Below are 26321 nucleotides of genomic sequence, written 5' to 3'. Positions count from 1 at the left end.
CGATGCCGATCTACATCGACGTCATGACCCGACTCTCGCGTACCGCCGCGATGGAGGCGGCCCGCGACGCCGAAGCGATCTTCGGGCGGGCCGGTCGCGCGATCAGCGATGATTTCGCGCGCGCGACCGGCAATCTGTTCGACGGCTTGGCGTTCCGGCACGAGCGCGGTCGTCGTGAGCTCGAGAAGCTGCAGGCGGCCTACAGCGCGACCGCCGACGCCGAAGCCGACGCCGCACGCCGCATGGAACGCTCACAGCGTCAATCGGAGATCTCCGAGGCTCGCCTGGCCGAGGTACGCGAGAAACACGGCGATCTGTCCTCGAAGACGATGACGGCCGAGCTGGCGCTGGCCGATGCGCGCGCCAGATCCGGCCGCGACGCCCGTGGCTACGTCGACGCACTCAACGACACCGAGGCCGCACACAAGCGGGTCAACGAAGCAACCGCCGCGGCTGCTGACTCGGCCGGCCTGTTCCGTGGCGCACTCGGCGGTATTAGCACCGACGCGATGATGGTTGGCGGCGCGACCGCAGCTGTCGCCGGCCTCGGTATCGCGATCGCCAAGTCGATTCCGCCGGCTGCGCAGTTCCAAGCGGAACTGATGAAGCTGCACACCGCGGCCGACATTCCGACCGACCAGCTCGCGGCCGTCTCCAAGATCGTGCTCGACCTGTCACCACAGGTCGGGGTCGACCCCGAAGAACTGATGAACGGCGCCTACTACGTCGCCAAGTCCGGGCATCGCAACGCCGCAGACCTGGGCTCGATCCTCAAGGCCGGCGGACAGATGGCGGCAATCGAGGATGTGCCGCTCGAGACCGCGCTGAACGCGATCACCACGCAGATCAGCGACTACCACCTGTCCGCGCAGGATGCGGCCTCGGTGGGCTCGCAGATAGTCACCGGTGCCGGCGCGGCCAAGGTGCCGCTCGGTGAGTTCGCGGGCGCGATGCACGTCGTCGAGCCCGTCGCGTCGAGCATGGGCATCGCTGCGCCGCAGTGGATGGCGATGGTGGCGCAGATGACGCAGTCGGGTATGCACGCGGACAACGCCGGCCAGGACGTGCTGCACCTGATCGAGAAGATTCAGGCGCCGACGTCGCAGATGCGCGCGGAGTGGGGTGCGCTCGGCCTGGACCCGATGCAGGTCAAGAGTCAATTCGCGGCGAACCCGTTGGCGACTCTCGACAAGCTCGACAAGGCCCTCGACGCGCATAGCGGCCCGGACGGCATGGTCAACATTGACGCCAACTACCGCAATGTCCAAGTGCAGCAGTCGATGACGCAGATGTTGGCGTCGATGAACGACAATCAGCGCAAGGTCGCCAACGAGATCACCTCGGGGGAGCTGACCTACAAGCAGTGGCGGCGAACGCGCGGCGGCCAGGACATGGCTGACGTCGCGAAGCTGCAACAGTTCAACTCGCTGTTTCAGCAGTCGCAAGGGTTTTCGCAACTGTTGAGGTCGGGGCAGGGGTCCCAGCAGACCCGGCAGCAGGCAATTCAGGCGCTCATCGGTGACCAGGTGAGTGGGCAGGCGTTCCAGCAGCTGACCGGCGAAGCCAACGCATCGGCGCAGAAAACAGCCGGCGAGATCGCCGGGTCGAAGCCTGACGACAAGGGCAACGTCGAGGGGTCCGCGGCGGCCCTCGACACGTTCCAGGGCAACGTCAAGAAAGCGGGCGCGGCGTGGGACACGCTGAAAGTGTCGATGGGTACTGCTTTCCTGCCGGCCGTCACGTCCGGTATGCGCGGCCTGAACAGCGCGCTCGGTTGGATCATCGAGCATCGCGAGGGCATCGGCCAAGGCTTTGGTGTTGTCGCGCACCAGGTCGAGGCCACCGGCAAACAGGTCGGCGAAGCCTACGACGACTTCATGCACCTGTGGCACGGCGTAAACGACGCGTGGCACGCGATCGACAATTTTGGGCACGGCGTCGGGCACGTAATCGACGAGGCGAAGGCCGATTTCGACAAGCTCAAAGACGCGCACCCGTTCGAGGCGATCAAGCAGGGTGTCGACGGGCTGCTGCACTCGCTCGGCGATATTCCGGGTGCGATCCGGCGTGCGGCCGATTCGTTCGGTCAGCTCGCATCGAAGGGGTGGGGCGGCCTCGAGCACGTACTGCACATCCCCGGACACCAGGCCGGCGGCCCGGTGATCGGCTCCGGTCCACGCGGTGTCGACTCCCAACTGCGGTGGCTTGCACCCGATGAGCACGTGTGGACGACCGACGAGGTCGACGGTGCGGGCGGTCACGGCGCGATGTTCGCACTGCGCGCCGCGGCGCGTCGCGGAATGCTCGGTCACGGGCTGTCGGGATTCGCCGGCGGCGGTAGCCGCAAGGCGCCCGGACCCGGTGAGGGCGGAATCGTGCTCACCGACCCGAACGCGCCACAGGGGCCTGTCGGTACCCGCAATGACCCGGTGTTCATCAAGTCCAGCGAGGACGACGCGGCCGGCGGTGCCCACCATCGTCGGCACCATCGAAACAGCAACCACGGCGACGATGACACGCCCGGGCCCGGCAACGACGGCATGGGCGGCCAGAAACGACACAACGGCCGCATGGACATGCCCGACCTCGATTTCGGCGCCGAACTCGACGACGGTTTCGGCCTCAAAGACGGATTGCCGGGCCTGGCTAAGTGGTTCGTGACGTTCCTGGGCGATATGGCGATCGCACCGGCCGAGGGCGCGATGCTCGGCTCACTGCTGCGGCCACCGAACGGCCAGGACACACAACTGTCGTGGCTGCAGCCCGGCGAATTCGTCGAACCCAAGAGCGCGGTCAACAAGCTCGGTACCGGCGTGATGAATCAGGTCCGCGGCGGCCAACTCCCGCACTACGCCGGCGGCGGCACAGTCGGCGAAGACGAGCCGAGCGCGCCCGGCCAGCCGATGGGCTCGACGGGCGGCGCGAAGCCCGGCCTGTCGATCTCAGGCGGTGCGCTCGGCGCAGCCGAAGGCGCCGGCGCGATGGCCGCGGACATGTTCGCTCCCGGTTCTGGTGCAGCGGTGCAGGTGCTGTCGCAGATGATGAACCGCACCATCGCCTACGGCGGCCAGCTCGCGGCGATCGGCGTCGAGGGACTGATGAGCACGTTCCTGCCGTCCGACGACCCGCTCAGCGACTTCGGCAACACACTGCCCGGAAAAATCCTATCCGGTATCGCCGGCGCCAAGCCTGCATCGCCGGTCGTGGCCGGAAACACCAAGCGGCCCCTCGAAAACGAGAGTGTCCGCAACAAGCAGCAGGACGCCGCCGAAGGCGGTGACACCCACGTCCACATGTACAACCCGACGATTAAAGCCAAGGACGTCGACGACTTCGCCAACAAGTCGTCGGAACTCAGCCGGGTCGCGGTCGGTGGGACGCAGCAACTCGCCCCGAGTCGGATCAAATGACGATCTTCCCTGACGGCCCCGTAAAGCGCGCCGGGTCACGCGCACTCGTTGCCGGCGACGACGAGATGCTGTTCTACACCAGCTGGGACGGGGTCACAAAGTTTCACCTCGCGGGACCGACCGCGCCGACACCCGGCGTGCAGGACGGCGCCGTGCTGGTCGGCGGCATCAAGAAACTGACACCCGATTTCGATCACATCAGCCAAAAGACTGCCCGACAGGCCGGCTCGACGTGGATGGGCGTCGTCTACGACGACCTCAAGCCGCAGTTCAAGGTGCAGCTGCACGCCCGCACGCCGCGCGGCCTGTCCGAGGTGCTGTCGCAGTGGCGGGCCGCGTGGCGGCCCGATCGCACCGGCAAACTCGAATGGATCACGCAGGACCGCGGTTACTGGTACCTCACACCGCGCCTCGGGCAGAACTGGCCGGATGAGCGCGATCAGTTGCGCGGCGCCGTCCGCGAGGTCGAAGTAACTCACCAGATCCTGCATGACGAGGCGTTCTGGTTCGGTATGCCGAGCTTCGACACATTCGCGCCGGGCGCCTCCGACGCCCAAGGCTTCCTGACGCTAGTGAACATTGGCGACCAGGACGCTCCGGTGCAATTCACCTGCTACGGGCCGGGCCTGTTCTCATTCTCGAACGGACCATCGATAAGCACCGAGACGCCGATCACGTTCGGTCCGTTGCTCGACGGCCAGGTCGCCCTGATCGACACGCGAGCACGGGTGACGCAGGTCGTCGACATCACGCCCGGCACACCGCAACTCGCGGTCACCCCGCAGCAGAAGCTGATCGAGCAGATAGTGAATTTCGTGACCAACAACAACGTGCCGCCCGTGCTGCAGCAGTTCGAGTCGCAATACGGTATCGCGCCGCCGCAGGGACCGCTCTACAGCCTGCTCAGCGGCTTGTTTACCAACCTGGTGCCAGGCGTTGCGCAGCCCAATCTGGCGCAGCCGCAGCACATCGCGGTCTCGATCGCTGCCGGCTCACCGAAATCGAAGGTGATCGCACGTCTCGATCCGATGCGAGTGTCGCCAGAATGAGCGGCAGCGGCGAACAGCTTGAGGCGATCCTCGGTGATGACCCGGTCGCGGCGGCGGCTGCTGCACGCGAGCTCGCCGAGGCCGCGCAGCGGCCACCAACGAACCTGTCGCTGACGGTGTATGACCGGCTCTACCGCGAGATGGGCCGGCCGAACAACTACATCAACACGCGGGTGAAGATCCCGCGTCGTGACATTCCGACCGGCAATCTAACGTTGCTCGGCCACGACCCACTCGCCGAGGTGGTGCTGTCCTGCGACACCACGGTCGTGCCGATCAACTACGAGCTGGACGATCAGCGTGTGTGGACGGGTCGTGTGCTCACCGCTCACGACAAGATCAACGAGGACGGTAGCGAGACCGTCGAATGCGACCTGATCGGCAACCTCGCAATCTTGGATGCGATCCTCGTATTCCCGGACCCGGGTCTGCCGATCGAATTTCAGCCGCTCGAGGCGATGTACACCGGTCCCGCGATCACCGTGCTCAAAACGATGGTGGCCGAGAACGCATTTCGCATCCAATCGGGCCTGAACGAATTCCTCAACCAGCTCGGCTCACTCGACCCGGACTGGCGTACCTGGTTGGGAACGCTGCTCGCCGACTACCAGATCAACCTCACGCAGCTCGCTCAAATGTGTACGACGCCAGTGTGCGTGATCTGGGACGACGGATTTGTCGACACGTCGAATTGGATCAACATCCACGGCAAGATGGACAGCTGTTGGAAGCTGATGAAAGAGCAGCTCGACGACAACGGGCTTTATGCCACGATCGATATGTGGATGCCCGGCGACCCGCAACCGGTCGGCCGCATGTTCGACCTCACAGTCCCGACCTACATTTTCAACGTCCGCGATTACAGTAACGTCACCGGACCGACAAACACGGTGTTCGACGGTGGAATCAAAGATGCTGTGAACCTGATCGATTCGGTCTACGGGAAGGTCGCGAAAGCATTCCTTAACCCGAACAACGCCTACGTGCCGCCCGGATCAAACATTGAGATCGCCCCGGCTATAGGCGTGAACTTCGTGCCGCCGTGGACGATCTTCAACGCCGACATCAAAGACGGCGGAATCGTGACACTCGATGTGGCACACCATCATCCGCTGGCATGGAAAACGATCATCGGTGGCCGGTCGCCCCAGTGGTTGAATGCGTTCTTCAACGCTACAAGCGCCTACCTGATCGACCTATTGACCATCGCGATCGGTGTCTCGGGTATCCCGTCGGACATGCTTGACGGCATCATTGATAACGCCGTGCTCGCGTTCGAGAGTTATGAAAACTTCGATATGCGAGTCGAAATGGGGCCGTACGGTTTCCCCGAGAAATTCTTTCCGACACAGTCGACTTACAACGTCGATGCCACATTCGCTGGCCTCGATGCGCAATATCAGTGCCGCGGTTATCCGGCGATCAAGATGTCGTTCTACAACGGGCAACCGTTCCGACTGTTCCGTGATATTTGGCCGGCCGCAATGTCGTCGGTTGTGCGCCGCGGCGTGCTCTACACCGACGTGGTCGACGAGATCGAAATCGAGGACAGTCGCGAGAGTTGGGCGAAGGTCACCGCGACGATCGGCGACGGCCGCCGTGAGGACTCATCGGCCATTATCTCGCAACGGAAAATCGTTGAGGCCGAAGACAATATCAACCTGCTGTTGCTTGCCAGCCCCGGAGGATAGAACGTGACTTCACCACCCGAGATGACTGGTGTATGGGACTGGGCGCCCGCCGGCTACCCCGCCGGCGCGGCGACGTTCACCGGAACCATCCTGTTTCCGGCGGGCATCGAGCCCGGCGTTACGAAGACGGCCGTGTGTGTTTTTGGCCCCGGCGGCGGCGTGGTCAATATGCCGGGGCTCGCCGAGGGGAAGCCCGGCCCATCGCCGATGTTCCGCAAGCTGGATGTCATCCCGATTCCGTACGGTCAGACGCCGCCGTCGCCGCAAGGGCAGTTCAGCTTGGTTAGTCCCGGCGGTCCCGGCATTCCGGCCGTCTATGACGTGGTGATCTACCTCAACGAGGGTCAGCCGGGCGCGGCCGGGCCCGGCAACAACATCACTGACGCACCCGACGTTAATGGCGTCCCGCAAGCTAACGGTTGGACGTTGGCCTGGAATGAGGCGACGAACGTGTTCGACTACGTTCCGCAGCTCATCACCGACATTTTTACCGGTCAGCCGATCTCGACGCCGGCATCCGCGCAGGCGTCGCGCACGCTCGCTGAGATCGCGGTCCCGGCCGCGGCGTTCGACTACTACCCGCAGCCTCACGGGCAGTGCGTCATCTCCGGCACGCAGAACACGCTGATCACGCTGACCGCGAACCTGAATTCGCCGACCGGACCACAGGTCGGTGTCGGCTGGGCGATCGGCGGACAAGCCCAGGTCGCGATCACCCTGATTCCGGAGCTGCCGACCCCCTCGACGCCAGCCCGCGTCAAGGCCGGCCAGACCGCGACGATCTACTTCGTTGCCACGCAGTCGAACCCGACTAATGACACATGGTCGACGGTCGCGTCGCAGACATCGTTCACCGTCAACCAGCAGCCGGCATTGTGAGCCAGTATCCGGCGGCGACGACCCCGAACCCGTCGGTGCATCGACAGCGGTCGTCACTGGCGCCGGCGTTCTCGGCAGCCCAGACGGAGGCGTTCGGTGAGGCGATCGTCGACGAGGTGCTCGCGCAGGTGGCGTTCGCGCTCGCCAGCGTCGATGTACTCGGCATGAAGCCCTTTGCGTTTCTGCAGCAATACGGCGAGGAGATGGAGCAGAAAGCGCAGGCGGCGCTTGCTGCGGCTGAGGGCGCCCAAACCACTGCCAACAATGCGCAGACGGCGGCCGGTGATGCACAGACCGCGGCGGACACAGCCCAAACCGCAGCGGAAAAGGCCAGTGCTGACCTGACGACGCTCATCAACGACGGCCTGGCCGCGATGGGCCTCAGCACGACCGGCAAAGGCGCTGACTTCGGCGTGGCGCTGCAGACGTTCATCACGGACCTGTTCGGCCCCGACGCGATCGTCGGCACCAACACGTCGAACATTCAGCACTCGGCGCTCCCGTCGAGCTACGACAACATCCACGTCGATCTGCAGAACCTGTTCAACGATGTGGTTTTCGCTGATGGTCGCGGCTGGGATGAGATCGGCCCGGATGTGCAGCAGTTGGCGGTCGACATGATCGGGCCGGGCGCAACCGTGACAGTCAATGCGCCGTCGCAGATCCCGCATTCGGTGGTCTCGTCGACGTCGGGTAACGCGAGCTTGGGTGACGATGTGGCGGGCGCGGTGGCGAACGCTGCGACAGCGGCCGGGACGGCCACGGCTGCCGCTGACACCGCGAACTCGGCGCACGACGTAGCGACCGGCGCGCAGAACACCGCCAACACGGTCACCACCGCGGCGAACAACCTGATCAACGGCGTCGGATCGTTCTTCGGCGCCGACCCGCAGACGGTCGCCAACATCGAGGCCGGCGTCGACCCCGTCATCGACGGCCTGTCGTCGTTCTTCACGAACCTGTTCAACCCCGGCGCGTCGACCGTCCCGAACCCAGCGACCTCGACGCGCCTGTCGGTCGCGACGGTGCCGGACCTGACGACGCCCGGCGAAGCCAACGCGTCCGGTGTCCCGACGATCGCTGACAACGCCGCAACCGCCGTCGACAAGGCTGCGACCGCCAACACCAACGCTCAGGGCGTTATCGACAGCATCAACAATGCCGTGAACGGCGGCAACGCCACCGGCACACCGCTGTCGCAGGTGGTCGCGAATCTGGCGGCCATCCCGCAGAACAACATCAAAGTCAACCCCGCGAGCGGTAACCCGGCGGCCGTCACGTTCGACGCGGTCGGTGCTGGTGCCGCGTCGGGGCCGTACAGCGTCACGCAGAACGGCACGACCGTCTCGTGGACGCACGTTATCGGAGCCGGCAACCCGGCCGCGTCGCCACCGGTGCCGCCCGGCAACTACCTGCTGGTCCCGATCTACTATCCAGGCCCGATGTCGCCAGCGACACCGTCGTTCATCGGGGTAGCGACGCGGCAGTCGGACGGTCAACAGTTCCTATTGCCGCAGATCACGTTCAGCGATGACACCAACGTGTTGACCATGCTCGGCGCGCTGATCGAGCCGGGAACCTACACGGTGGCGGTGACGTCCAACGTCATCTACCCGAACACCGGCCCTGGCTTCGTGTGCGCGTCGGTGTCTTACCGCAACGTCAACACCGTCGGTATCACCACCGCGCACGGGTCCGGCGCGGCCGGCACGTCGATGCCGTTGTCGTTCCCGTCGCAGCCGAACAATCCGCGTGCGCTGGCGGTCGTCTACTGGGGCAACACCGCAGCGTCGACGACCGCCGCGAAAATCAGCGGCCTGACGGGCGTGACGCAGCGGCTATCGGATGTGTTCGCGACGGGCTCGACAGGAACCGCGGTCGCGCTTGGTGATGCCATTCCCGTCGGCACAAATACCGCGTTCAGTGCGACCGCGGCGTCGGGGGCCGGTAACGAGTGGATGGCGGTCGAGATTCTGCTCGAGCCGCCAACCGAGACGGTGGGGAGCTTCGCCCATGTCAGCCGTGAGAACACCACCGCGGTCAGTGTGGCGCTCGGCGCGTCGACGATCCCGGCGAATTCCTACGACACGACGGTAAAGCTGACGGATGACATCACATTCAGCAACGGCAACACGCTGACCGCGAGCCTCGCCGGAACCTACATGCTCGAGGTCGGCGTGAACTTCGGCACGGTGATCACCTCGCCGAACTGTTTCATGTTCGAGGCCGTCGTAAACGGCGTCTCTGAGCTGATCGGGTATGCCGTCGCGTTGGCGAATCAGGCTGGTGTGTCGATTCATTCGGTGCTCAATCTCGACCCCGGCGCGACTGTGACATGGGTCGCGACGAACATGACGACCGCCGCGACCTGGACGTTTGTCGGTAACAGTAACGGGACGTCGTGGATGAAGCTTGGGCTGATGAACCGAAGCCTGTTGTAGCACAACATCATTAACGAGCCAAAGGCCAACGTATGACTTTCACTCAAGGCCCGAACGACATCCTCGATTACACCGTTGATTGGACAAAATGGCTCCCGACCGGGGACACCATCGCATCGTCTACGTGGTCCGTCGAGAACGTCACGCCACCGGTAAACCTCACCCTGGTCGGCACCGCAAACACCGGCGGTGAACTGGCGTCGGGTACGCGGTGCTGGTGCATCACGGCTATCGACGACCACGGCGAAACGACCCCGTCGAACGTCGTTTCGGCGACATTCACGGCAGCTAACGGGCTCGCGCAGCTTGAATGGCCCGCGGTGCCGAACGCGACGGGCATCTACGTCTACGCCGGGGCGACGCCGACGACGTTCCAGTATCGGATGGGTCCGCTGCCGGCATCGGCAACCACCTTCACCGACGACGGCAGGGCGCCCACGGCATCGGCAGCGCCCCCGATGGTCAACACCGCGGCGCTCGGTGTGACCATCGCCGCGGAACCTGAGCCCGCATTCACCGACACCACCGCGACCGCGTTCGTGCAAGGCGGCAGCGTCGGCGTGGTCTACGACGTCACGAACCACATCACCACCGCGGCCGGTCGACAGGCGTCGATTTCCCTGCAGATTTCGATCCAAGAGCAATACGTGCCATGACCTGCTGCGCGACCCGGCCGCGCATCGTCACCGTCCCGACGCCTACTGATCGCTCGGCCACGGTCGCCACGTTCGAGCGTGCACTGGCCGTCGACGAGCCACGTAAACGCTACGTCGCCGCCCTGCTCGCCACGGCGCGCGACGCCGCGGTACCGGGCGACACCCGCGTTCTTGAACTCGAGGCCCCGCGGCAACGCATGGCCGCCGTGGAAAACACCGACCGGGTCGCCGTCGTGGCCGGCCGCTCTCGAACCATCGAGGTGTGCGGCCCATACGGCAGCCTGAGCGTCAACGTCGCGGTGCCGACGGCCGAGCTGATGGTGGGAGCGCCGGCACCGGCGGTCGACCGATCCACGGCATTGCCGGTGCCGACTGCGGTGGTCGTGGTTTCCGCGCCAGTTCCGGCTGTGGTCGTCGGCGTCGCCGCCGAGGTACCGGCCGCCATGGTCGCTGTCGACGCGCCAGCGCCAGCGGTGGCGGCCTCGGCCGACGCGATGATTCCGACCGCCGATCTCACCGTGTGGGCGCCGGCCCCGACTGTCGACACTGTCACCGCGGCGGCCGTCCCGACAGCGACCGTGAGCGTGTCCGCGCCTGCGCCGACTGCTATCACCGGCTCGGCGCTGGCCGCAGTACCGACCGCAGTCCTCGAGGTCGCCGCGGCAGCACCAACGATTGCCGCGATCACCGCGGTCATCGTCCCGACCGCCGAGGCCATGATCGCCACGGACGCGCCGACGGTCAGTGGCTCGGCCGACCTCGAGGTTCCGACCGCTGTGATCGTCATCGAGGGCGGCGACGTCGGATTCACGCAGGGCGTTGTGCTGTACCCGCCGACCGCGATCGTCGAGGTAACGGCGTCGTCGCCGGTAGCCAGCGGCACCGCGGTCGTCGGCACGGTGCCGACCGCTGCGATCGAGACCGCCGCACCGGCCCCGACAGTCAGTGGTTCGGCAGATGTCGAGACACCGACCGCCGAGGTCGACATCGCCGCGCCGGGCCCCACTGTCGAGGCACTGACCGCGATCGTCGTGCCGACGGCAGTGATCACGCTCACGACCCCGATCCCGACGGGCACCGGTTCAGCCAACGCGATCGTGCCGACCGCGGCCGTCACCGTCACCGCAGTGCCCCCGGCAGCATCGGGAACAGCGGTTATCGCAGCGCCGACCGCGACGGTCACCGTCGATGCACCCGCGCCAACGGTATACATCTCGTACAGCGCCGCCGCCGAAGTGCCGGCGGCCACCATCGAGGTCGCAGCACCAGTGCCAGCCGCGGTCACTGGCTCGGCCGTGGCCGCGGTACCGACCGCGACCGTCGAGGTCGCCGCGCCGACCCCAGCCGCGGTCACCGGCTCGGCCGTGGCCGCGGTACCGACCGCAACCGTCGAGGTCGCCGCGCCGGCGCCAGTGGTCGCGACGATCACTGCACCGACAGTGCCAACCGCCGCAGTCACCGTCACATCCGACGCGCCGACGATCTACACGTTCAATGTCATCGACAACACGATCGCGGTGCCGACCGTCACGATCGCGGTATCCGCGCCGGCCCCCAGCGTGCACGTTCAATCGAATTACGCACCAGAATCGACAACGTTCACCGCGTCCGGCAAATACACACCGCCGTCCTGGTGGCGCAACGGGGTCGATTACCTGGACATTATCGCCGTTGGTGGCGGTGGTGGAGGCGGTAGCTACTCACTGTTCACGCCCGGCTCCGGCGGATCGGGCGGCGCATGGAACACAACAACAATCCAGGCAATTCCGGGCGCGTCAATCACGGTGACCGTCGGCGCGGGGGGGAGTGCCGGGTCCGCCGGTGGGACCTCATCCGTCGGTACAGCCTTGTATGCAAGCGGTGGCGCGGCTGGCGCATCTGCCGGAAATTCCGTGCCCGGGAAATCGCCGGGCAACCGCACCTACAACGGGGTCACGTACACCGGCGGCGCTGCCCAAAACTCTGGCGGCAAAGACGGTAATGCACCCGGTGGTGGAGGTGCCGGAGAGGCATCCGGATTCGCTGGCGCGGGCGACGGCGCGCGCGGGTCCGTCTGGATTGTCGCTCGATACAACCCATCTCAATGACGCCACTCCATGCGCACTGATCGCGGCGCGATCACCCATACGTATGGCAATCATCCCCAACCAGTCCCGAAAGGACGCAACCGATATGACCATCACGAACACCGTTCCCGGCGGACTCCTGCTGTCGCTCGTCAACAAGGAGATCAACCTCAACAGCGACACACTGAAGGTCATCCTGCTCGGCAGCGGCTACACGTTTTCCGACGCTCACCGCTACCAGTCGGACCTGGGAGCCAACGAGATCAGCGGCGCCGCGGCAGGAGGCTACACCGCCGGCGGACAGGCGCTCACCGGCGTGTCGGTCACCTACGCGTCGAAGACGTTGACGCTCAAGGCCGATCCCCCCGTCTGGGATGACTCGACCATCACCGCCTACAAAGCTGCGGTCGTCGACACCACACCGGGAAGCGCAGCGGAAAACCCGATCGTGACGGTCATCGACTTCGGTGGCGCCGAATCCGACACCAACGGCACATTTCAGATCACCTGGGCGGCGACCGGCGTCCTGACCATCAGCCACCCGTAAAGGAGTTCTAGCTGTGATGAAACTCGGAAAGCAGCCTGCCCGTCCCGGCGCCGTCAAGCTACGGTTCGCGGACTTCGCCGACACCACGGAACTCGACGAGCCGCCCGCCGACTTCGGCCACGAACGGCTCATCGGCTGGGACTGGGGCATGTTGGGCAACGACCGCGTCGGCGACTGCTACGAGGCCGGCGCACTCCACGAGGTCATGCTGTGGAACGCCGAGGCCGGCCGCAGCGTGCCAGTCGACACGGCCGCGGCGATCGCCAACTACAGCGAGATCACCGGCTACGACCCCAACGCGGCCGTCGACCCCGCGACGGGGGAGAACCCGACCGACAACGGCACCGACGTCGCCGCCGCACTGGCGAAACGCCGCAGCGCGGGCCTGCTCGACGCCGCCGGACGGCGGCACCCGATCGGCGCCTACGTGGCCCTGGACCCCGGCAACTGGGAGCAATTGCGGTACGCCGCCTACTATTTCGACGGCGTCGGACTCGGGCTGCAGATGCCGCGGCAGTGGATGCAGCAGTTCCCGCGCACCTGGGACGCCGTGGCACGCCCGCAGCCGGCCGGCGGCCACTACGTGCCGTGTGTGGCGTTCCGTGACGGCAACGCCGTTCTGGTGTCGTGGGGCGGACTCGTCGAGATCACCCAAGCCGGCTACGAGCAGGCATCCGACGAGGCGTACGCCTACCTGACGGTCGAGAAGTTCCGCACCGGCGCCGCGACCGCCACCGGCATCGACGTCGAGAAGCTGCGCGAACAGCTCGAGGCACTGACGAGTGTCGACTGACCGTCGGCGGTGAGCCTGTACGCGCCACCCGAGGTGACATCGGCGGCGATCTACGCCGGCCCCGGCGCGGTGTCATTGACGCAGGCCGCGCTGGCGTGGCAGCAGCTCGCCGCCGAGCTGCACGCCGCCGCGCAGGCCGTGACCGCCATGACGGCCGGTGTTCCATGGCTCGGTACGGCCGCGTTGTCGATGCGGGCGACCGCCAGCAGTTACACGGCACTGTTGACGGCGCTCGCCGACTCCGCGGCCACCACCGGCCACGCAGCGGCCGCCGCGGCGACCGCGTTCACGCAGGCGCACGCCGCGGTTGCCAGCCCGGCACACATCGCCGCCAACCGGCAGCTGTGCGCCACGCTGATCGAACTCAACGCACTCGGTCAGTTCTCCACGGCGATCGCGCTGCTCGAGTCCGCATACGAACAGATGTGGGCGCAGGACATCGCCGCCATGCACGCCTACGCGGCGGCGTCGACCGCAGCGACCGGCCAGCTGCAGGTCCCGGGCGTCGGCCAGCAGATCGGCGCCGGGACCGCGACCGACCCGAGCGCGTGGCTTGACGAGACCTTTCAATCGCTGCTGTCGTCCGGCCCGTATGAGCTGCCGACCAGCGTGCTCGCGCTGATGACCGGGTTGTGGGCGGCCAGCAGCGTCGCAGCCGTCCCGGACGTGCTGAATCGGGTGCGCAACATCATCGAGACGCCCCCGGCCATCGCGCCGACGCCGAGCACCAGCACCGCGGTCTCGGCGCGCGTCGGGGCCGGTTCACGTATCGGCGCCCTGACGGTGCCGCCGAACTGGGCGCACGCCGAACCGGCCGAAAAAATGCCAGCTTTCATACCACCGTCCGCTGCTGCTGTACGGCCGGCGCCGACTGCGGTGCCGTTGCCGCTGCCGAACATCAGCGACCGCAGCCGTGAGCAGCACGCCAGCACGCAACCACGCTACGGCGATCAGCCGACCGTAATGCCCAAACACCCTGCAGGAGGATGACGTGACGCTCTACGGGCCCGACCTGTCAAACAACAACTGGTCATCGTTCGCCGAGATCGCTGGTTGGCTCGACGACTGTTTCCATCGCGAGGGCTACTCGTGGATGGAACACAAAGTGTCCGAGGGCAATTACTACCGCGATCCGTACTGGCCGACCGTCCGAGATTGGTGCAACGCCAACGACGTTCCCGTGATCGGCTACCACTACGTCACCACCAACGATCCGGCGCAGCAGGCCGCGAAGTTCGTCGCGAACGGTGGCGGCGCGTACGTGATGCTCGATTTCGAGGCCAATTCCGGTGGCATCGGCAATTTCTGGGCGGTCGTGCACGCTTTCAACGCTGTCGGTGTGAACGTCGCCCTGTCCTACATTCCGCACTGGTACTGGCAGCAAATCGGCTGGCCGAATCTGGCTGGCGTTCCCGGGCTGATCTCGTCGAGTTACTACGAGCGCGGCACCTACGGCTCCGTCGAGTACGACCACGCCGGCGGCGACACCGGCCCCGGATGGGACGCCTACGGCGGTGCCGCGCCCGTGATCTGGCAGTTCAGTGACGGCGCCATCATCGACGGCAAATCAGTCGACGCCAACGCATTCCGCGGCACCGTTGACGAACTCCGCACGCTACTCGGCTACGCACCCGCGCAGCCCGACCCCGCACCACCGACAGGAGGAACCACCGTGGAACACAACCCGCCAGCCGTACCCAAGCCGCCCGACGAGGACGGCCAGGTCGCCGAAGTCTGGGACCAAGAGCTGATCCGCTGGGACTTCAACGGCGGCCGCACCAACGCCGAGATGCTCGGCGCGCTCGGCGCCCACTTCGGCATCCCCGGATGCGTCGACGTCCTCGCCACCAACACCGAAGGGACCGACCAGTGAGCCACCACGACCCCAACAGCACCGCGGAGATCAACCGCCGGATCGTCTACAAGCCGTCGACGCCGGCCAAGGTCGCCGTCCACGAGTCGCTGCGCGCCGCGTTCCTCGAGCTGGCGCACCAGATCGACCGCGACGTGCCGCCCGGCCGAGAAAAGGCGCTGGCACTGACCGAGCTGCAGTCGGCGCTGATGTGGGCCAACGCCGCCGTCGCGACCGTCGAGAACGGAGATGACGAGTGACCGCCGATCAGGACGTTTTCAATGCCGGCAACGGTGGCACACCCGACGGCGCTTTCGACTACGCGCTCGCCGCGATGTTCTACGACGCCAACATGTTCGGGCTGTCCAAGGACTACGCACACCCCGAGGGCGCCAACACGTCGGCGTCGCGCTGGGACCAGATCACCAGCACCGCCAAGCTGCTCACCCGCAAAATGCGGATGCCCGACGGCAACGACTACGACATCTGGGATGCCGTGATGACGTTGTGCAAGGCCACGGTGCTGGCGAACCCGCACATCAATGACGACGAGCCGAACAGCGTCAACTACAAGCCACCGGCGTCGTCGTGACCGCTGCGTTTGCGACCCGGACGGGCATGTGGCCGGCCGTCCGATCGCAGGGCAACGGCCGACCGTGGCGCCCAGCGGGCTACTTCCTGGGCGTCGACGGCACCGTCTACGCCGGCGCACCCGAGCCGCCCATGGCGATCATCGACGACGGCACAGGCTGGTGGGCCGGGTTCAGTTCCGGCATGGCCGGCGGCCTGACCAACATGGCAGACGGCCTGTGGGTCTGCATCACGGTCGGGTACCCGGCCGCGACGCTGCCGATGTGGCCGAGCGTGCAGGCCGGCCGCGAGAGCCTCGTGACGGCGCTGCTGTGGTGCGAACAGGACTATCGCAGCCGCAACGGCGGCCAGATCGACGGGCTCGCGATCATCGGCTCCGGCTACAGCCAAGGCTCGATGGTCTGGGACCAGGTGTGGACGCTCGACATCCTGCCCGAAGACGGGCGCCTGCATCACCTGCTGACGTACATCTATCGGATCTACCAGTTCGGACACATTTTCCGAACGCCGGGCATTGCGCACGGCAACGCGCTGGCCGGACTGCCCGAGTCGATCGAGCAGGATGGCGTCGAGACCGGCGGCATCGGGCTCGAACTCGACCTCACGGCCGAGCAGACGAACTACCCAGCACCCGACGGCCGCCCGGTAGTGCATAGCTGCGCTAACAAAGGTGACATCTACACCTGCTGCAGCGTCGGCATCAACCCGTGGTCAGCACCAGCACCCGAGGGCAAGGTCGGCCGCACGTTCATGAAAATCGTCATGCAGCCGACGTTCGACGATGTCGTGGCCGCGGCCGGCGTGCTGGGCGAGCCGATCGCCGGGGTCATGGAGTTGTTCCACGTGATGGTGTTCTTTGCCGCGGGACCGAATTCACCGCATTACCAGTACACCCCGCAGATGGACGCCTGCATTCAAGACGCCTATCAGCTCGGCATGTCATTGCCACACGAACTCGGCGTTTAGCAGCCGATACGATTCAATTTAGTGAACTGAAAGGAACCACCCACATGGCACTCACCATCCCTGCCGGGCTCCACAAGGACGTGCAGTTCATCATCGCCGCACTGACCGGCACCGCTGCGATCATCACCGGCATCCTGCAGTCGCCGGTCGGGCCGCTGGTACCGACGACCTGGACCGCGGTGCTGACCGGTGCACTCACCGCGATCGCGACGGTCTCCGGCTTCCTCAAGAAAGCCGACGACGTACTCACCAGCGTCGACAAGCTGTAATGGACTCCGCGCTGGCGGTTGCGCTGACCAGCGGCCTGTCCGGCGCGGTCGGCGCGATCGTCGTGGCGGCGATCGCCTACCGGCCGGCGAAGCGCAGCGCGGACGCCGAGCTGCGCGGCGTGACATCGGCCGACTGGTCGGCGTACTCGACCGGGCTGCAAACGCGGCTCACGACCGTCGAACGACGGCTCGATACCGCCGAGCTGCGCGGCCGCGAATGCGATCAGCGCGCAGACCGTGCTGAACGGCTGCAGGTGGTCGCCGTCTCGTATCTGCGGCAGATCCTCGACTGGGTCAAGCACTGTTTCCCCAACGAGACGCCACCACAAGCCCCACCCGAACTCGACGGGCTGCTCTGATGCGGCCGGCGGCGAAAGCCTGGATTGCCCTCGCTGCCGGCATCATCTGGTGGGACGTAACGTGCCCGCGCGGTGAGACGCTCTCGGCCGCGTGCCGGGACGCCCGCCGCATTGCGCCCGTAACGGTCACCAGCGCGGTCGTCTATCTCGCGCTGCACCTGCTCGGGTGGCTGCCCCACGAGGCTGACCCGTTGCAGCGGCTACCCGACTGCTGGAAGCGGTAACCTCGATAGGGCACAGGCACTATCACACCCTGTTGCACGAACAAGCGCCCCGGCGTTGGGAGATCATCCCAGCGGCGGGGCGCTTTTCGCGTTTACGAGGTGTGTGCGCCGGCGCTCACGTCGGCATTGCCGAACACGTAGGTGAACTGTGGACAGAATGCGCGGATGGCAAGACCAGCGAAGTTGCCCTGCTCCATCGGTGTCAGCTGCGGATAGATCAGCTGCAGGTAGTCGGCCTGCTCGGCCGCCGTGCGATGACCGCTGCCAAGGAACTGGCACCATCCTTGCGCGTATGCCACGGCCTGATTCAGGTTGCCGACCGGCAGCCCGGCATCGGTGAGTGCTTTGGTGAATGCATCGTCGTGATACTCGAGGAATGCCTCAGCGGACGGCGTCTCGGTCACGGTCTCGGTTTCGATGACTGGTTTGATCTGCGCGACGGCCGCGCTGCGCTCAGCTCGGGCGCCGAGGAGGTAGGCGCCGAGCACCAGGGCTGCGACGCCGACGAAGCCGAGCAACGCCAGCAGCTGCCGGGGGAGTGGACGCTGGTCGGCGTCGGCTGGCGCGGCACTCTCCTCCCATGCGAGCGCGGGTGGTGCGGGCGGCTCACCGGGTGGACTGAGGAACGTCGTCTCGATGTCCAGGCCAAGCTCGGTCTGATCGTCCATCGGTGCGTGACCTCCTTGCTGCTGGCTGGCAGCAGACTACGCCTCGATGACTGTGAGTCGCTTGGATGGTCATCGGCACCCCGTTGGGGGCTCACGGGACAGTCGTCACCGTGACGATTCGCCTCAGTTGCCCAGTGTGTCGGGGCACAGTTGCGTTTGTGCCGCGTTGGTGAACGTCTCACCGAACCCGGCCTGGAGCGGCCCGAACATACCCACGACGCTCTGGCGGGAACCACCACCGTGCAGCTGATTGCACGCCTCGTGCCCCATGTAGACCAGGCGGTCGGGGCCTTGACCCCAGTAGTCCGTGATGCCGTGCGCAGCGAGGTCGGCCAGGAACGACTGGTCGTCAGCGTGCGCCGACGGCGCGAGGATCAAGACCGCCGCGGGTGCGATCAGTAGCTTCCGATAGGCGCTCATTTGACAGCGCCCCCGCAGCCGCCGGCAGCCGCCGCGGACGGTAGTGGTGAGCCGTTGTCGATGACGCACTCGGCGCCGTTCGGACCCCCGCTGGTGCCGGCTAGGCCGTTCGGGTTTCCGTAGATGGGAATGCCCCACTGGCGCGTGTGCCAGTAGGTGCCGTCTGGGTAGTGCTCGCCGTCGCAGAATCCCATGTAGATCGGCGAGCCGGCCGAGCCGCCGGGACAGTAGCCTGCGCTCGGGTTGGGGATGTGCGGATCGGGGTCGGCGTGGGCGCCGGGTGCGAGCAGCAGGGCGCCCGCGGTGAGCACGACGGTCAGTCTGATCATGGATGGTCCTTCCGTGGATGCGTGATGAAAGCTTTCATCAAGGGATCGGTTTGCACCAGGTCAGGACAGTTCGGTTCAGTCGAACATGTGTGCATTGTCGCAGCTCAGAGGCTCGAAAAACAGTTTCGAGTCCCCTTAGCTCCACTCATTTCGATGGGTATCCCGTTCGGTCTGCGCTGATTGCGCAGAATGGCGGCAAGGCCACTTGGTGAACATAGAGTCACACAGCCTGAGCCGCATCGTTACGGTAACGAGTCAATTGGCCGGCCCGGTAACTTACACGCCTGTGATACGGTTCTTTTGCAGTCACAGGATTGCGTGTCCGGGGGGACTGGTTACTAATCATCGGAGTTTACGTGAAGAGCCTCGGGAGACTCGGTAAAGCGATATTCGCCGGTATCGGCTTTTATGCAAGCGGGTTGATTCTCAGCGGTCAGGCGGGTGCTGTTCCCGTCGCACAGCTGCCCCTCGGTGGGCCGGTGTGTGCGGGTGGTGTGATCGCTCAAACATCCGGTGACGGTGGGGCTCCGGCGGGCGTGGTCGGGGCGGCCGGCGCGGCGCCGTGTGCGGCTGATCTAACCACTCTTGCTGGCCCTGTGCCGATGGGGCTGCCGGGGCCGGTGCCTCCGATCCCGATTGCCCCGATTCCGGTGGTTCCCGGACTGCCGCCCCCCGTGCCGCTGGTGGCGCCGGGGCCGGCCGGAGCCGCTGCGGCAAGTCCGATCGCGGGATTGATGACAGACGCCATCAGTGCCCCTATCGGTTTGGCCGGCGGCACTAAATAACACGCGCCAGAAAAAGGTCCGCGAACATTGTGTTCGCGGACCTTTTCTGTTGCGGAATCATCATGAAATCGTTCAAAGTCAATTTATTTGTAGAACCGTTATTCCAACGCGACTGCACTGTTACGAAAGGCTGTTATAGGACAAGGTGTGAACGCGGCGATTACGGTTTCACCAGTCGGCGTGGGGTACCGGCGCAGTAACCGGCGATGTCGTCGACGATATCGCGATAAAACACGTTCATGCAGTTCTCGGTCACGTAGCCCAGGTGCGGGGTCAGCACGGTGTTGCCCAGCGTGGTGAGCGGGTGCCCGGCCGGCAGCGGCTCCTGGTCGTAGACGTCGAGCCCCGCACCACGGATCCGGTTGGTACGCAGCGCGTCGATCAGTGCCGCCTCATCGATCAGCCCGCCGCGGGAGGTGTTGACCAGGATCGCGCTGGATTTCATCGCGGCCAGCTCGCCGCGTCCGACGAGGCCGCGGGTGGCCTCGGAGAGCACCATGTGGATCGATACGACGTCCGCGCTCTCGAACAGACTGCGCCGGTCCAGCAGCTGCGCCTGCGCCTCGGCGGCCCGCTCCGGGGTCAGGTGTGGGCTCCACGCCGTCACTCGCATGCCGTAGGCGTGGCCCACCGCGGCGACCAACCGGCCGATGCGGCCCAGCCCCACCAGTGCGAGCGTGGCGCCGGCCAGATCAGCGCCAACGGTCTGCTGCCAGCGACCGGCCCGCAGCGCCGCGTCCTCGACGATCAGATGACGTTGCAGGGCGTGGATCAACGCCCAGGTGAGTTCGACCGTGGGGGTTATGGTGCCCCCGGTCCCACAGACCGTGACCCCGAGCCGGTGGGCTGCGGCCACGTCGATGGCGGCGTTGAACGGCCCGGTGGTGACCAGCAATTTCAACGCCGGCAGCCGAGATAGCAGCTCGGCTCCGATCGGCGTGCGTTCGCGCATCGCCACCACCACCTCGCGGTCGGCCAGCCGGGCGATGAGTTCGTCGCCGGGAGCGAGGTGTTCGCGGATCGCCAACAGATCCACGGGCCGGGGGATGGGCGACCAGTCCACCGTGGCGGCGATGCCCTGGTAGTCATCGAGCACCGCGACACGTAGCGGTGACGGGGAGACGGCCACGTTCAGAACGCATCCGGGTCGTGTTGGACCGCCTCGGGAACCGGATGCTGATAGAGGCGAGAGGCGTTCTCCCAGGTGAACTTCCGGATCACCTCGGGAGGAAGGTTGCCGATCTCCTCATGGATCACCCGCTGAGTGTTCGGCCAGGTCGAATCGCAGTGCGGGTAGTCGGCTTCCAGCATGATGTGGTCGGTGCCGATGCGCTCGTGCTGGCAGAACGACGACTGATCCTCGACCGCGCAGAACCAGAAATTGCGCTGCAGCACCTCAGCCGGGGAGAGCGTCTCGCCGAGCGCCTTCCAGGTTCCGTACATCTCGTGATAGCTCAGCATGTGGTCGAGGCGATCCAGCAGCCCTGCGACCCAGCCGATCCCGCCCTCGGACAGGCAGATCTTCAACTCGGGGAAGCGGCTGGGCAGCCCGGAGTACAGCCAGTCGACCGCGGCGGAGATGGCGTAGGCGAAGAACAGGACGCCGGCAACGTCGGGCGGTGCATCATCGGTGGTCGACGGTGAGGTGCCCGACGAACCGATGTGCAGATTGACCACGGTGCCGGTTTCGGCGCAGGCGGCGATCATCGGGTCCCAATACCCGGAGTGAATGGTCGGCAGGCCCAGCATGGCCGGATTCTCACTGAAAGTGACGGCGCGAAAGCCTCGTTCGGCGTTCTCGTAGATCATGGCCGCGCCGACCTCGGGATCCAGCAGCCAAGGCAGCTGACAGCCGATGATGCGGTCGGGATAGGAACCGGCCCATACCTCGTGGTGCCAGTCGTTCCACGCCCGCACCGATGCCAGTGCCAGCTCACGGTCGCCGGTCGTCAGCTGTAGGCGTTGGCCGGCGAACCCGGGCAGGAAGGAGGGAAAGTTCAGCGAGGCGTAGACGCCGTTGAGGTCCATATCTTTGATGCGTGCATGGATATCCCAGGCGCCGCGGCGCATCTCGTCGAATCTGGCCGGCTCGAAGCCGTACTCCGACACCGGACGCCCCACCACGGCGTTGAACCCGACGTTGGGCAGCGATTGGCCGTCATACATCCAGGTCTGGCCGCCGGTATCGGTCTCGACCACCCGCGGCGCCCGGTCGGCCAGTTTGCGGGGTACTCGCCCCAGGAAGGTGTCCGGGGGTTCGACGATGTGGTCGTCTACCGAGATCACCGTGTAGCGCCGTTGCGCGCGGGGCGGTTCCGGGAGGAAGGTCACGGTGCGTTCCGCTCCGGCCTTGGCGGTGGTGAAGCTCAGGTCGGAGCTGAGCTCGTCGATCGATTTCACCGGTGCACCTCAGTCTTCGGGCCAGGCGATCGCAAGCGCGGCGGAGCCGGGCGAATGGGGGCACCTCCCGCTTGCGGGGGAGGGTCGCCGTGGGGGATCAGTCGAGCACATGCCGGTCGGCCTTGATGGTCATGCGGGCCGCGCCGGCCCAGTACACGTCGGCGGCGCGTTCGAGCAACGACGCCTGCATCCCGGCCATATCGGAGCGCTTCATCGGCGTGGGTGTTCGGCCGGTCAACATGACGTGGTAGGCCAGCTTGCACACCCGCTCGATGGTCGCCGACCGATAGACCGCCTCGGCCAGGGTGCGCCCGGTGGCGATCACCCCGTGCGAGGCCAGGATCGCCAGGTTCGCGCTACCGATGCGCTCGGCCAGATCCCGGGCCCGTGCAGCGGTGTCCACTTCTCCGTCGTAGTCCTCGACGAAGCACAGGTCGTCGAGGAACAGCGAGCCGGTCTGGTGGACCAGCTCGGGCAGCGTCTGCAGCGACGCCAACAGGCTCACGTAGTACGGATGATTGTGGATCACCACGCGAGCGTCGGGGCGGGCGCGATGCAGTTCGGTGTGGATATGAATGGCCGGGGTGACATCCCAGCGGCCGGCGACGACGTGGGCACCCTCGTCGACGGTGCAGATGTCGGAGGCGGTGAGTTCGGCCCACCACAGTCCCCACGGATTGACCAGCATCTCGGTCTGGCCGGTGGGCTGCCAGGTGATGTGGCCGGCCATGTTCTCGGCGAAGCCGATGTCGGCGAGGTGGCGAAAGGCGATGGCCAGCGCCTGGGCGTTGCTCAGCTCGACGCCGATCGGCGGAATTACCGACGGCGACCAGACCGCTGAGCCGCCGCGACGGGCGCACTGGACGTCGACGGACTCCGTCATGAACAAATCATATGGAAATAAGGAGACCCGTCAATGGAGTCGGCGAGTTCTTCAGAGCTCGGGTTCCCCGGCGCTGGAAAGCCCCCGCGGACGAACCATGGCGGGGTCGACGATTCCCGAGCGGCCGGGGTAGTGCTGGGCGTGCAGAAGGTGTGCCGCGGCAAGGTCTCGGGCCCGCTGGGCGTCGCCGACATCGATGGCGTCGATCACCTGACGGTGGTCCTCCAAGACGGCGCGCCGCTCGGGAACGGGCACCGTCGAATGGTCGGTGACCTGGCTGGACCAACTTTGCTCGTGAGCCGACCACAGGGCTTCGAGCGCGCCCGCCATGACGAGCATGGTGGTGTTGCCGCAGTGGGTGACGAGCGCTTCGTGGTAGCGGCGGCTGGCGGAGGTGGCCTGCTGCAGGTCGTCGACCGCGGCCACCGATTCCTCGTGTAGCCGGCGCAGAATGGGCACCACCGTGCTCTTTCGGTCCTGCCGTTGCGCGCAGAGTGCCGCGCAGGCTGGTTCGACCTGCAGCAGTGCGGTCCCGACGTCGGCGAGACTGACCTGTTGCGAGCCCAATACCAGGCCCATGGTGTAGGCGACGTTTGCTGGACTGGGTCGATGGATCACCGCGCCGCCCCGTTTGCCGCGGCGCACGGTGAGCAGTCCCTCGGCCTCGAGGATGCGCATGGCCTCACGCAGGGACGGCTTGCTGATGGCGAACTCCACCAGAAGTTCGTCCTCTTTGGGGAGCACATGATCGTCGGTCAGCTCGCCGGTCAGAATGCGCCGACGAAGCTCGTCGGCGACCTGTTCGGCGAGCCGCCGAAAGCGAACGGTGGGAGCTGCCACCCGTCGAGTGTGCCAGACCAAGACCCTTTCCCTCGGTTCCTCGAATCGCTCACTTCCAAATGATTCGTGGCATACGATCGCGCTGCGAGAAGGGGACCATGGCGTGCAGCACTGGACTGTCGGCGACGTTGACATCCATGCGGTCCTGCAGGCGCTCATACCGATCCCACCCGCCCTGCTTTTCGCAGCGGCCTCCGAGCGTTTCACGGACGACTCGCTGGCGGACTACTGCGACGCGTCGGGCAACATCTTGATGGCGGTCCAGTCCTTTCTGATCGCGTCCGAGGCGTCCTGCGTGCTGGTCGACACCTGCTTCGGCGAAAGCTTCCTGCGGACGCGCAACATCCCGGACCGCTTCGAGGAGTCGTTGGCGGCTACCGGATCTAGTCCCGGCGACATTACGGCGGTGGTCTGCACCCATCTGCACCGCGATCACGCCGGTGGCAACACAGTCGAGCAGGACGGGCAGTGGGTGCCGAGGTTCCCAGGGGCCGATTATCTGGTGACCGCGGCCGAGCATGCGCATTGGAGCGAATTCACCGGGGAGGACCGGGTGGCGTCCGAATGCGTCGCGCCACTGGCGCAGCACGGCAAGCTCCGGCTGGTCGGGCCCGATCATCGGCTGACCGACACGGTCCGGCTCGTCCCGACTGCCGGTCACACCCCTGGCCACGTGTCGGTGCGCATCGAATCCGCCGGCGCGGTCGCCTACATCAGCGGCGACGTCGTCCACCATCCGGTCCAAATCGTCGACCCCGAGATCAGTGCCCGGCCCGACACTGACCCGACCGCTGCGCGCGCCAGCCGACGGGACCTGCTGCGCCGCGTCGCCGACGAGCGGGCACTGCTGCTCGGCTCGCATTTCGCCGCCCCCTCGGGCGGCTACATCAATAGCGCCGGTGCAGGTTTGGCGTGGCAACCGCTGGTAGAGCGAGAGGGAGCACGATGACCGAGACACAGCACCTGCTGCCGGAGGGGTTCGACTTCACCGACCCCACACTCATCGGCGAGCGGATCCCGCATGAGGAGTTCGCCCTGCTGCGCAAGACCGAACCGATCTGGTGGAACGCCCAGCCCTTCGGCGCATCTGGTTACCCGGACGAGGGCTACTGGGTCGTCACCAAACACGCCGATGTACGGGCCGTGTCGTTGCAGGACGAGGTGTTCTCCTCGCATGAGAACACCTCGCTGATCCGGACGAACACGACCGAAAATCAAGAGCTCCACGACGCCAGCCGCGACAACATCATGTTGTTTCTCGACGGGCCCAAGCACGCCAAGCTGCGCCGGATCGTCTCGCGGGGCTTCACGCCCCGAGTGGTTGCCGGCATGCGGGATTCACTCGACCGGCAAGCCCGAGAGATCGTCACCGCCGCCGCGGAGCACAATACCGGCGACTTCGTCACCGAGGTCGCTTCGCAGCTGCCATTGGCCACTATCTGCGAATTGATTGGCGTGCCCGCGGACGAGCGCCAGCAGGTTTTCGACTGGAGCAATCGGCTGGTGGGAGGCGGCAACGGTGAGGCCGAGGCCGGAGCCGACGGGACGCTGGCCGCCGCAGAACTCCTGGGCTACGCCTACCAGATGGCCGAAGATCGCAAGGCCCGCCCGCGTGACGACATCGCGACAGCCCTGGTGACCGCGGTCATCGATGGTGAAGAGCTCACCGCAATGGAGTTCGGTTACTACGTGATGATGCTGATGGTGGCCGGCAACGAGACCACCCGCAACGCCACCTCGCAAGGGATGCTGGCGTTCTTCGACAACCCGGATCAATGGCAGCTGTTCGTCGAGGAACGCCCCACCACCATGGCCGAAGAAGTGGTCCGCTGGGCGACGCCGGTTATCTCCTTCCAGCGCACGGCGTTACGTGACGTCGAACTCGGCGGGGTGCAGATCCGCAAGGGCCAACGGGTCGGCATGTTCTACGGCTCGGCCAACTACGACGACGAAGTGTTCGACGACCCATTCAGGTTCGACATCTTGCGAAGCCCCAACCCCCACTTGGGTTTCGGGGCTCCCGGGGCGCACTACTGCATCGGCGCCAACCTCGCCCGCATGCAGATCAACCTGATCTTCGGGGCGCTGGCAGACATCATTCCCGACATCCACCAGCTGGATCGACCGTCACGGTCGGTGCTGCCCTGGATCAACGGGATCGACGCTATGCCGGTGGAATTCGGCGGCGCCGGGACGCCCTAGC

At 66.0% G+C, this 26321-nt stretch carries 25 protein-coding genes; 18 read left to right on the top strand and 7 right to left on the bottom strand.

The genetic code is table 11. The features are described 5' to 3' along the window. Positions 1–2 precede the first annotated feature (2 nt). The 16 genes from NM962_01165 to NM962_01090 all read left to right on the top strand — a co-directional run bounded on the left by NM962_01165 (position 3) and on the right by NM962_01090 (position 17569). Entirely contained in the window at positions 3–3410 is a 3408-nt protein-coding gene (locus NM962_01165; protein ID UVO12808.1) for a phage tail tape measure protein, read from the top strand. Then, positions 3407–4459: a hypothetical protein gene (locus NM962_01160; GenBank protein ID UVO12807.1), complete on the top strand. Its 1053-nt coding sequence runs from the start codon at positions 3407–3409 to the stop codon at positions 4457–4459. Before NM962_01165 ends, NM962_01160 begins: the two co-directional genes overlap by 4 nt. Then, the gene (locus NM962_01155; GenBank protein UVO12806.1) at positions 4456–6150 is read left to right on the top strand and encodes a hypothetical protein; all 1695 of its coding nucleotides are present in this window, start codon (positions 4456–4458) and stop codon (positions 6148–6150) included. The genes NM962_01160 and NM962_01155 overlap by 4 nt, the downstream gene beginning before the upstream one ends. A gap of 3 nt (positions 6151–6153) precedes the next feature. Next, positions 6154–7029: a hypothetical protein gene (locus NM962_01150; GenBank protein ID UVO12805.1), complete on the top strand. Its 876-nt coding sequence runs from the start codon at positions 6154–6156 to the stop codon at positions 7027–7029. Further along, a complete protein-coding gene (locus NM962_01145) occupies positions 7026–9470 on the top strand; it encodes a hypothetical protein (GenBank protein UVO12804.1) in 2445 nt (814 codons plus the stop codon). Before NM962_01150 ends, NM962_01145 begins: the two co-directional genes overlap by 4 nt. Before the next feature lie 32 nt (positions 9471–9502). Then, entirely contained in the window at positions 9503–10126 is a 624-nt protein-coding gene (locus NM962_01140; GenBank protein UVO12803.1) for a hypothetical protein, read from the top strand. Next, entirely contained in the window at positions 10123–12213 is a 2091-nt protein-coding gene (locus NM962_01135; protein ID UVO12802.1) for a hypothetical protein, read from the top strand. Before NM962_01140 ends, NM962_01135 begins: the two co-directional genes overlap by 4 nt. A gap of 85 nt (positions 12214–12298) precedes the next feature. Further along, positions 12299–12739, top strand: a complete 441-nt coding sequence (locus NM962_01130; protein ID UVO12801.1) for a hypothetical protein — start codon at positions 12299–12301, stop codon at positions 12737–12739. A gap of 16 nt (positions 12740–12755) precedes the next feature. Continuing rightward, positions 12756–13532, top strand: a complete 777-nt coding sequence (locus tag NM962_01125; protein ID UVO12800.1) for a hypothetical protein — start codon at positions 12756–12758, stop codon at positions 13530–13532. A gap of 9 nt (positions 13533–13541) precedes the next feature. Beyond that, on the top strand, positions 13542–14522 hold the full coding sequence (locus tag NM962_01120) for a PPE family protein (GenBank protein UVO12799.1): 981 nt from the start codon (positions 13542–13544) through the stop codon (positions 14520–14522). 1 nt (position 14523) lies between these two features. After that, positions 14524–15405, top strand: a complete 882-nt coding sequence (locus tag NM962_01115) for a hypothetical protein (GenBank protein ID UVO12798.1) — start codon at positions 14524–14526, stop codon at positions 15403–15405. Next, positions 15402–15644: a hypothetical protein gene (locus tag NM962_01110; protein UVO12797.1), complete on the top strand. Its 243-nt coding sequence runs from the start codon at positions 15402–15404 to the stop codon at positions 15642–15644. Before NM962_01115 ends, NM962_01110 begins: the two co-directional genes overlap by 4 nt. Then, the gene (locus NM962_01105) at positions 15641–15976 is read left to right on the top strand and encodes a hypothetical protein (GenBank protein ID UVO12796.1); all 336 of its coding nucleotides are present in this window, start codon (positions 15641–15643) and stop codon (positions 15974–15976) included. The genes NM962_01110 and NM962_01105 overlap by 4 nt, the downstream gene beginning before the upstream one ends. Before the next feature lie 131 nt (positions 15977–16107). Further along, a complete protein-coding gene (locus NM962_01100; GenBank protein UVO12795.1) occupies positions 16108–16941 on the top strand; it encodes a hypothetical protein in 834 nt (277 codons plus the stop codon). A gap of 44 nt (positions 16942–16985) precedes the next feature. Next, positions 16986–17210, top strand: a complete 225-nt coding sequence (locus NM962_01095) for a hypothetical protein (GenBank protein UVO12794.1) — start codon at positions 16986–16988, stop codon at positions 17208–17210. Further along, positions 17210–17569 (top strand): hypothetical protein, encoded by a 360-nt coding sequence (locus tag NM962_01090; protein ID UVO12793.1) that lies wholly within the window; start codon positions 17210–17212, stop codon positions 17567–17569. The genes NM962_01095 and NM962_01090 overlap by 1 nt, the downstream gene beginning before the upstream one ends. Positions 17570–17885: 316 nt before the next feature. On the opposite strand, the gene NM962_01085 is transcribed toward NM962_01090, so the two are convergent. The 7 genes from NM962_01085 to NM962_01055 all read right to left on the bottom strand — a co-directional run bounded on the left by NM962_01085 (position 17886) and on the right by NM962_01055 (position 24118). Then, the gene (locus tag NM962_01085; protein UVO12792.1) at positions 17886–18461 is read right to left on the bottom strand and encodes a DUF732 domain-containing protein; all 576 of its coding nucleotides are present in this window, start codon (positions 18459–18461) and stop codon (positions 17886–17888) included. A 123-nt stretch (positions 18462–18584) separates the two neighbouring features. Continuing rightward, positions 18585–18881 (bottom strand): DUF732 domain-containing protein, encoded by a 297-nt coding sequence (locus NM962_01080; protein UVO12791.1) that lies wholly within the window; start codon positions 18879–18881, stop codon positions 18585–18587. Further along, positions 18878–19210, bottom strand: a complete 333-nt coding sequence (locus NM962_01075; GenBank protein UVO12790.1) for a hypothetical protein — start codon at positions 19208–19210, stop codon at positions 18878–18880. The genes NM962_01080 and NM962_01075 overlap by 4 nt, the downstream gene beginning before the upstream one ends. Before the next feature lie 945 nt (positions 19211–20155). Then, the gene (locus NM962_01070; protein ID UVO12789.1) at positions 20156–21124 is read right to left on the bottom strand and encodes a D-2-hydroxyacid dehydrogenase family protein; all 969 of its coding nucleotides are present in this window, start codon (positions 21122–21124) and stop codon (positions 20156–20158) included. A 2-nt stretch (positions 21125–21126) separates the two neighbouring features. Next, on the bottom strand, positions 21127–22395 hold the full coding sequence (locus NM962_01065) for an amidohydrolase (GenBank protein ID UVO12788.1): 1269 nt from the start codon (positions 22393–22395) through the stop codon (positions 21127–21129). A gap of 97 nt (positions 22396–22492) precedes the next feature. Further along, positions 22493–23278, bottom strand: a complete 786-nt coding sequence (locus NM962_01060) for a class II aldolase/adducin family protein (GenBank protein ID UVO12787.1) — start codon at positions 23276–23278, stop codon at positions 22493–22495. Positions 23279–23329: 51 nt separating this feature from the next. Next, a complete protein-coding gene (locus NM962_01055) occupies positions 23330–24118 on the bottom strand; it encodes a GntR family transcriptional regulator (protein ID UVO12786.1) in 789 nt (262 codons plus the stop codon). A 103-nt stretch (positions 24119–24221) separates the two neighbouring features. Between NM962_01055 and NM962_01050 the strand changes: the two genes are divergently transcribed. Then, the gene (locus NM962_01050; GenBank protein ID UVO12785.1) at positions 24222–25067 is read left to right on the top strand and encodes an MBL fold metallo-hydrolase; all 846 of its coding nucleotides are present in this window, start codon (positions 24222–24224) and stop codon (positions 25065–25067) included. After that, positions 25064–26320 carry a cytochrome P450 gene (locus NM962_01045; GenBank protein ID UVO12784.1) on the top strand — a complete coding sequence of 419 codons (1257 nt, stop codon included), beginning with the start codon at positions 25064–25066 and terminating at the stop codon, positions 26318–26320. The genes NM962_01050 and NM962_01045 overlap by 4 nt, the downstream gene beginning before the upstream one ends. Position 26321: the final 1 nt, after the last annotated feature.

The organism is Mycobacterium sp. SVM_VP21 (assembly GCA_024758765.1).
Classification (GTDB): Bacteria; Actinomycetota; Actinomycetes; order Mycobacteriales; family Mycobacteriaceae; genus Mycobacterium; species Mycobacterium heraklionense_C.
Note: the sequence above shows the minus strand (reverse complement) of the source record. Positions and strands in the feature narration are given on the sequence as shown.

Excerpts from the sequence above, each read along its gene's own strand:
- NM962_01060 (UVO12787.1), bottom strand. The coding sequence starts at position 23,278 with ATGACGGAGTCCGTCGACGTCCAGTGCGCCCGTCGCGGCGGCTCAGCG.
- NM962_01100 (UVO12795.1), top strand. The coding sequence starts at position 16,108 with ATGGCGATCATCGACGACGGCACAGGCTGGTGGGCCGGGTTCAGTTCC.
- NM962_01045 (UVO12784.1), top strand. The coding sequence starts at position 25,064 with ATGACCGAGACACAGCACCTGCTGCCGGAGGGGTTCGACTTCACCGAC.
- NM962_01075 (UVO12790.1), bottom strand. The coding sequence starts at position 19,210 with ATGATCAGACTGACCGTCGTGCTCACCGCGGGCGCCCTGCTGCTCGCA.
- NM962_01125 (UVO12800.1), top strand. The coding sequence starts at position 12,756 with ATGAAACTCGGAAAGCAGCCTGCCCGTCCCGGCGCCGTCAAGCTACGG.
- NM962_01130 (UVO12801.1), top strand. The coding sequence starts at position 12,299 with ATGACCATCACGAACACCGTTCCCGGCGGACTCCTGCTGTCGCTCGTC.
- NM962_01160 (UVO12807.1), top strand. The coding sequence starts at position 3,407 with ATGACGATCTTCCCTGACGGCCCCGTAAAGCGCGCCGGGTCACGCGCA.
- NM962_01090 (UVO12793.1), top strand. The coding sequence starts at position 17,210 with ATGGACTCCGCGCTGGCGGTTGCGCTGACCAGCGGCCTGTCCGGCGCG.
- NM962_01140 (UVO12803.1), top strand. The coding sequence starts at position 9,503 with ATGACTTTCACTCAAGGCCCGAACGACATCCTCGATTACACCGTTGAT.
- NM962_01085 (UVO12792.1), bottom strand. The coding sequence starts at position 18,461 with ATGGACGATCAGACCGAGCTTGGCCTGGACATCGAGACGACGTTCCTC.
- NM962_01165 (UVO12808.1), top strand. The coding sequence starts at position 3 with ATGCCGATCTACATCGACGTCATGACCCGACTCTCGCGTACCGCCGCG.
- NM962_01135 (UVO12802.1), top strand. The coding sequence starts at position 10,123 with ATGACCTGCTGCGCGACCCGGCCGCGCATCGTCACCGTCCCGACGCCT.
- NM962_01095 (UVO12794.1), top strand. The coding sequence starts at position 16,986 with ATGGCACTCACCATCCCTGCCGGGCTCCACAAGGACGTGCAGTTCATC.
- NM962_01155 (UVO12806.1), top strand. The coding sequence starts at position 4,456 with ATGAGCGGCAGCGGCGAACAGCTTGAGGCGATCCTCGGTGATGACCCG.
- NM962_01080 (UVO12791.1), bottom strand. The coding sequence starts at position 18,881 with ATGAGCGCCTATCGGAAGCTACTGATCGCACCCGCGGCGGTCTTGATC.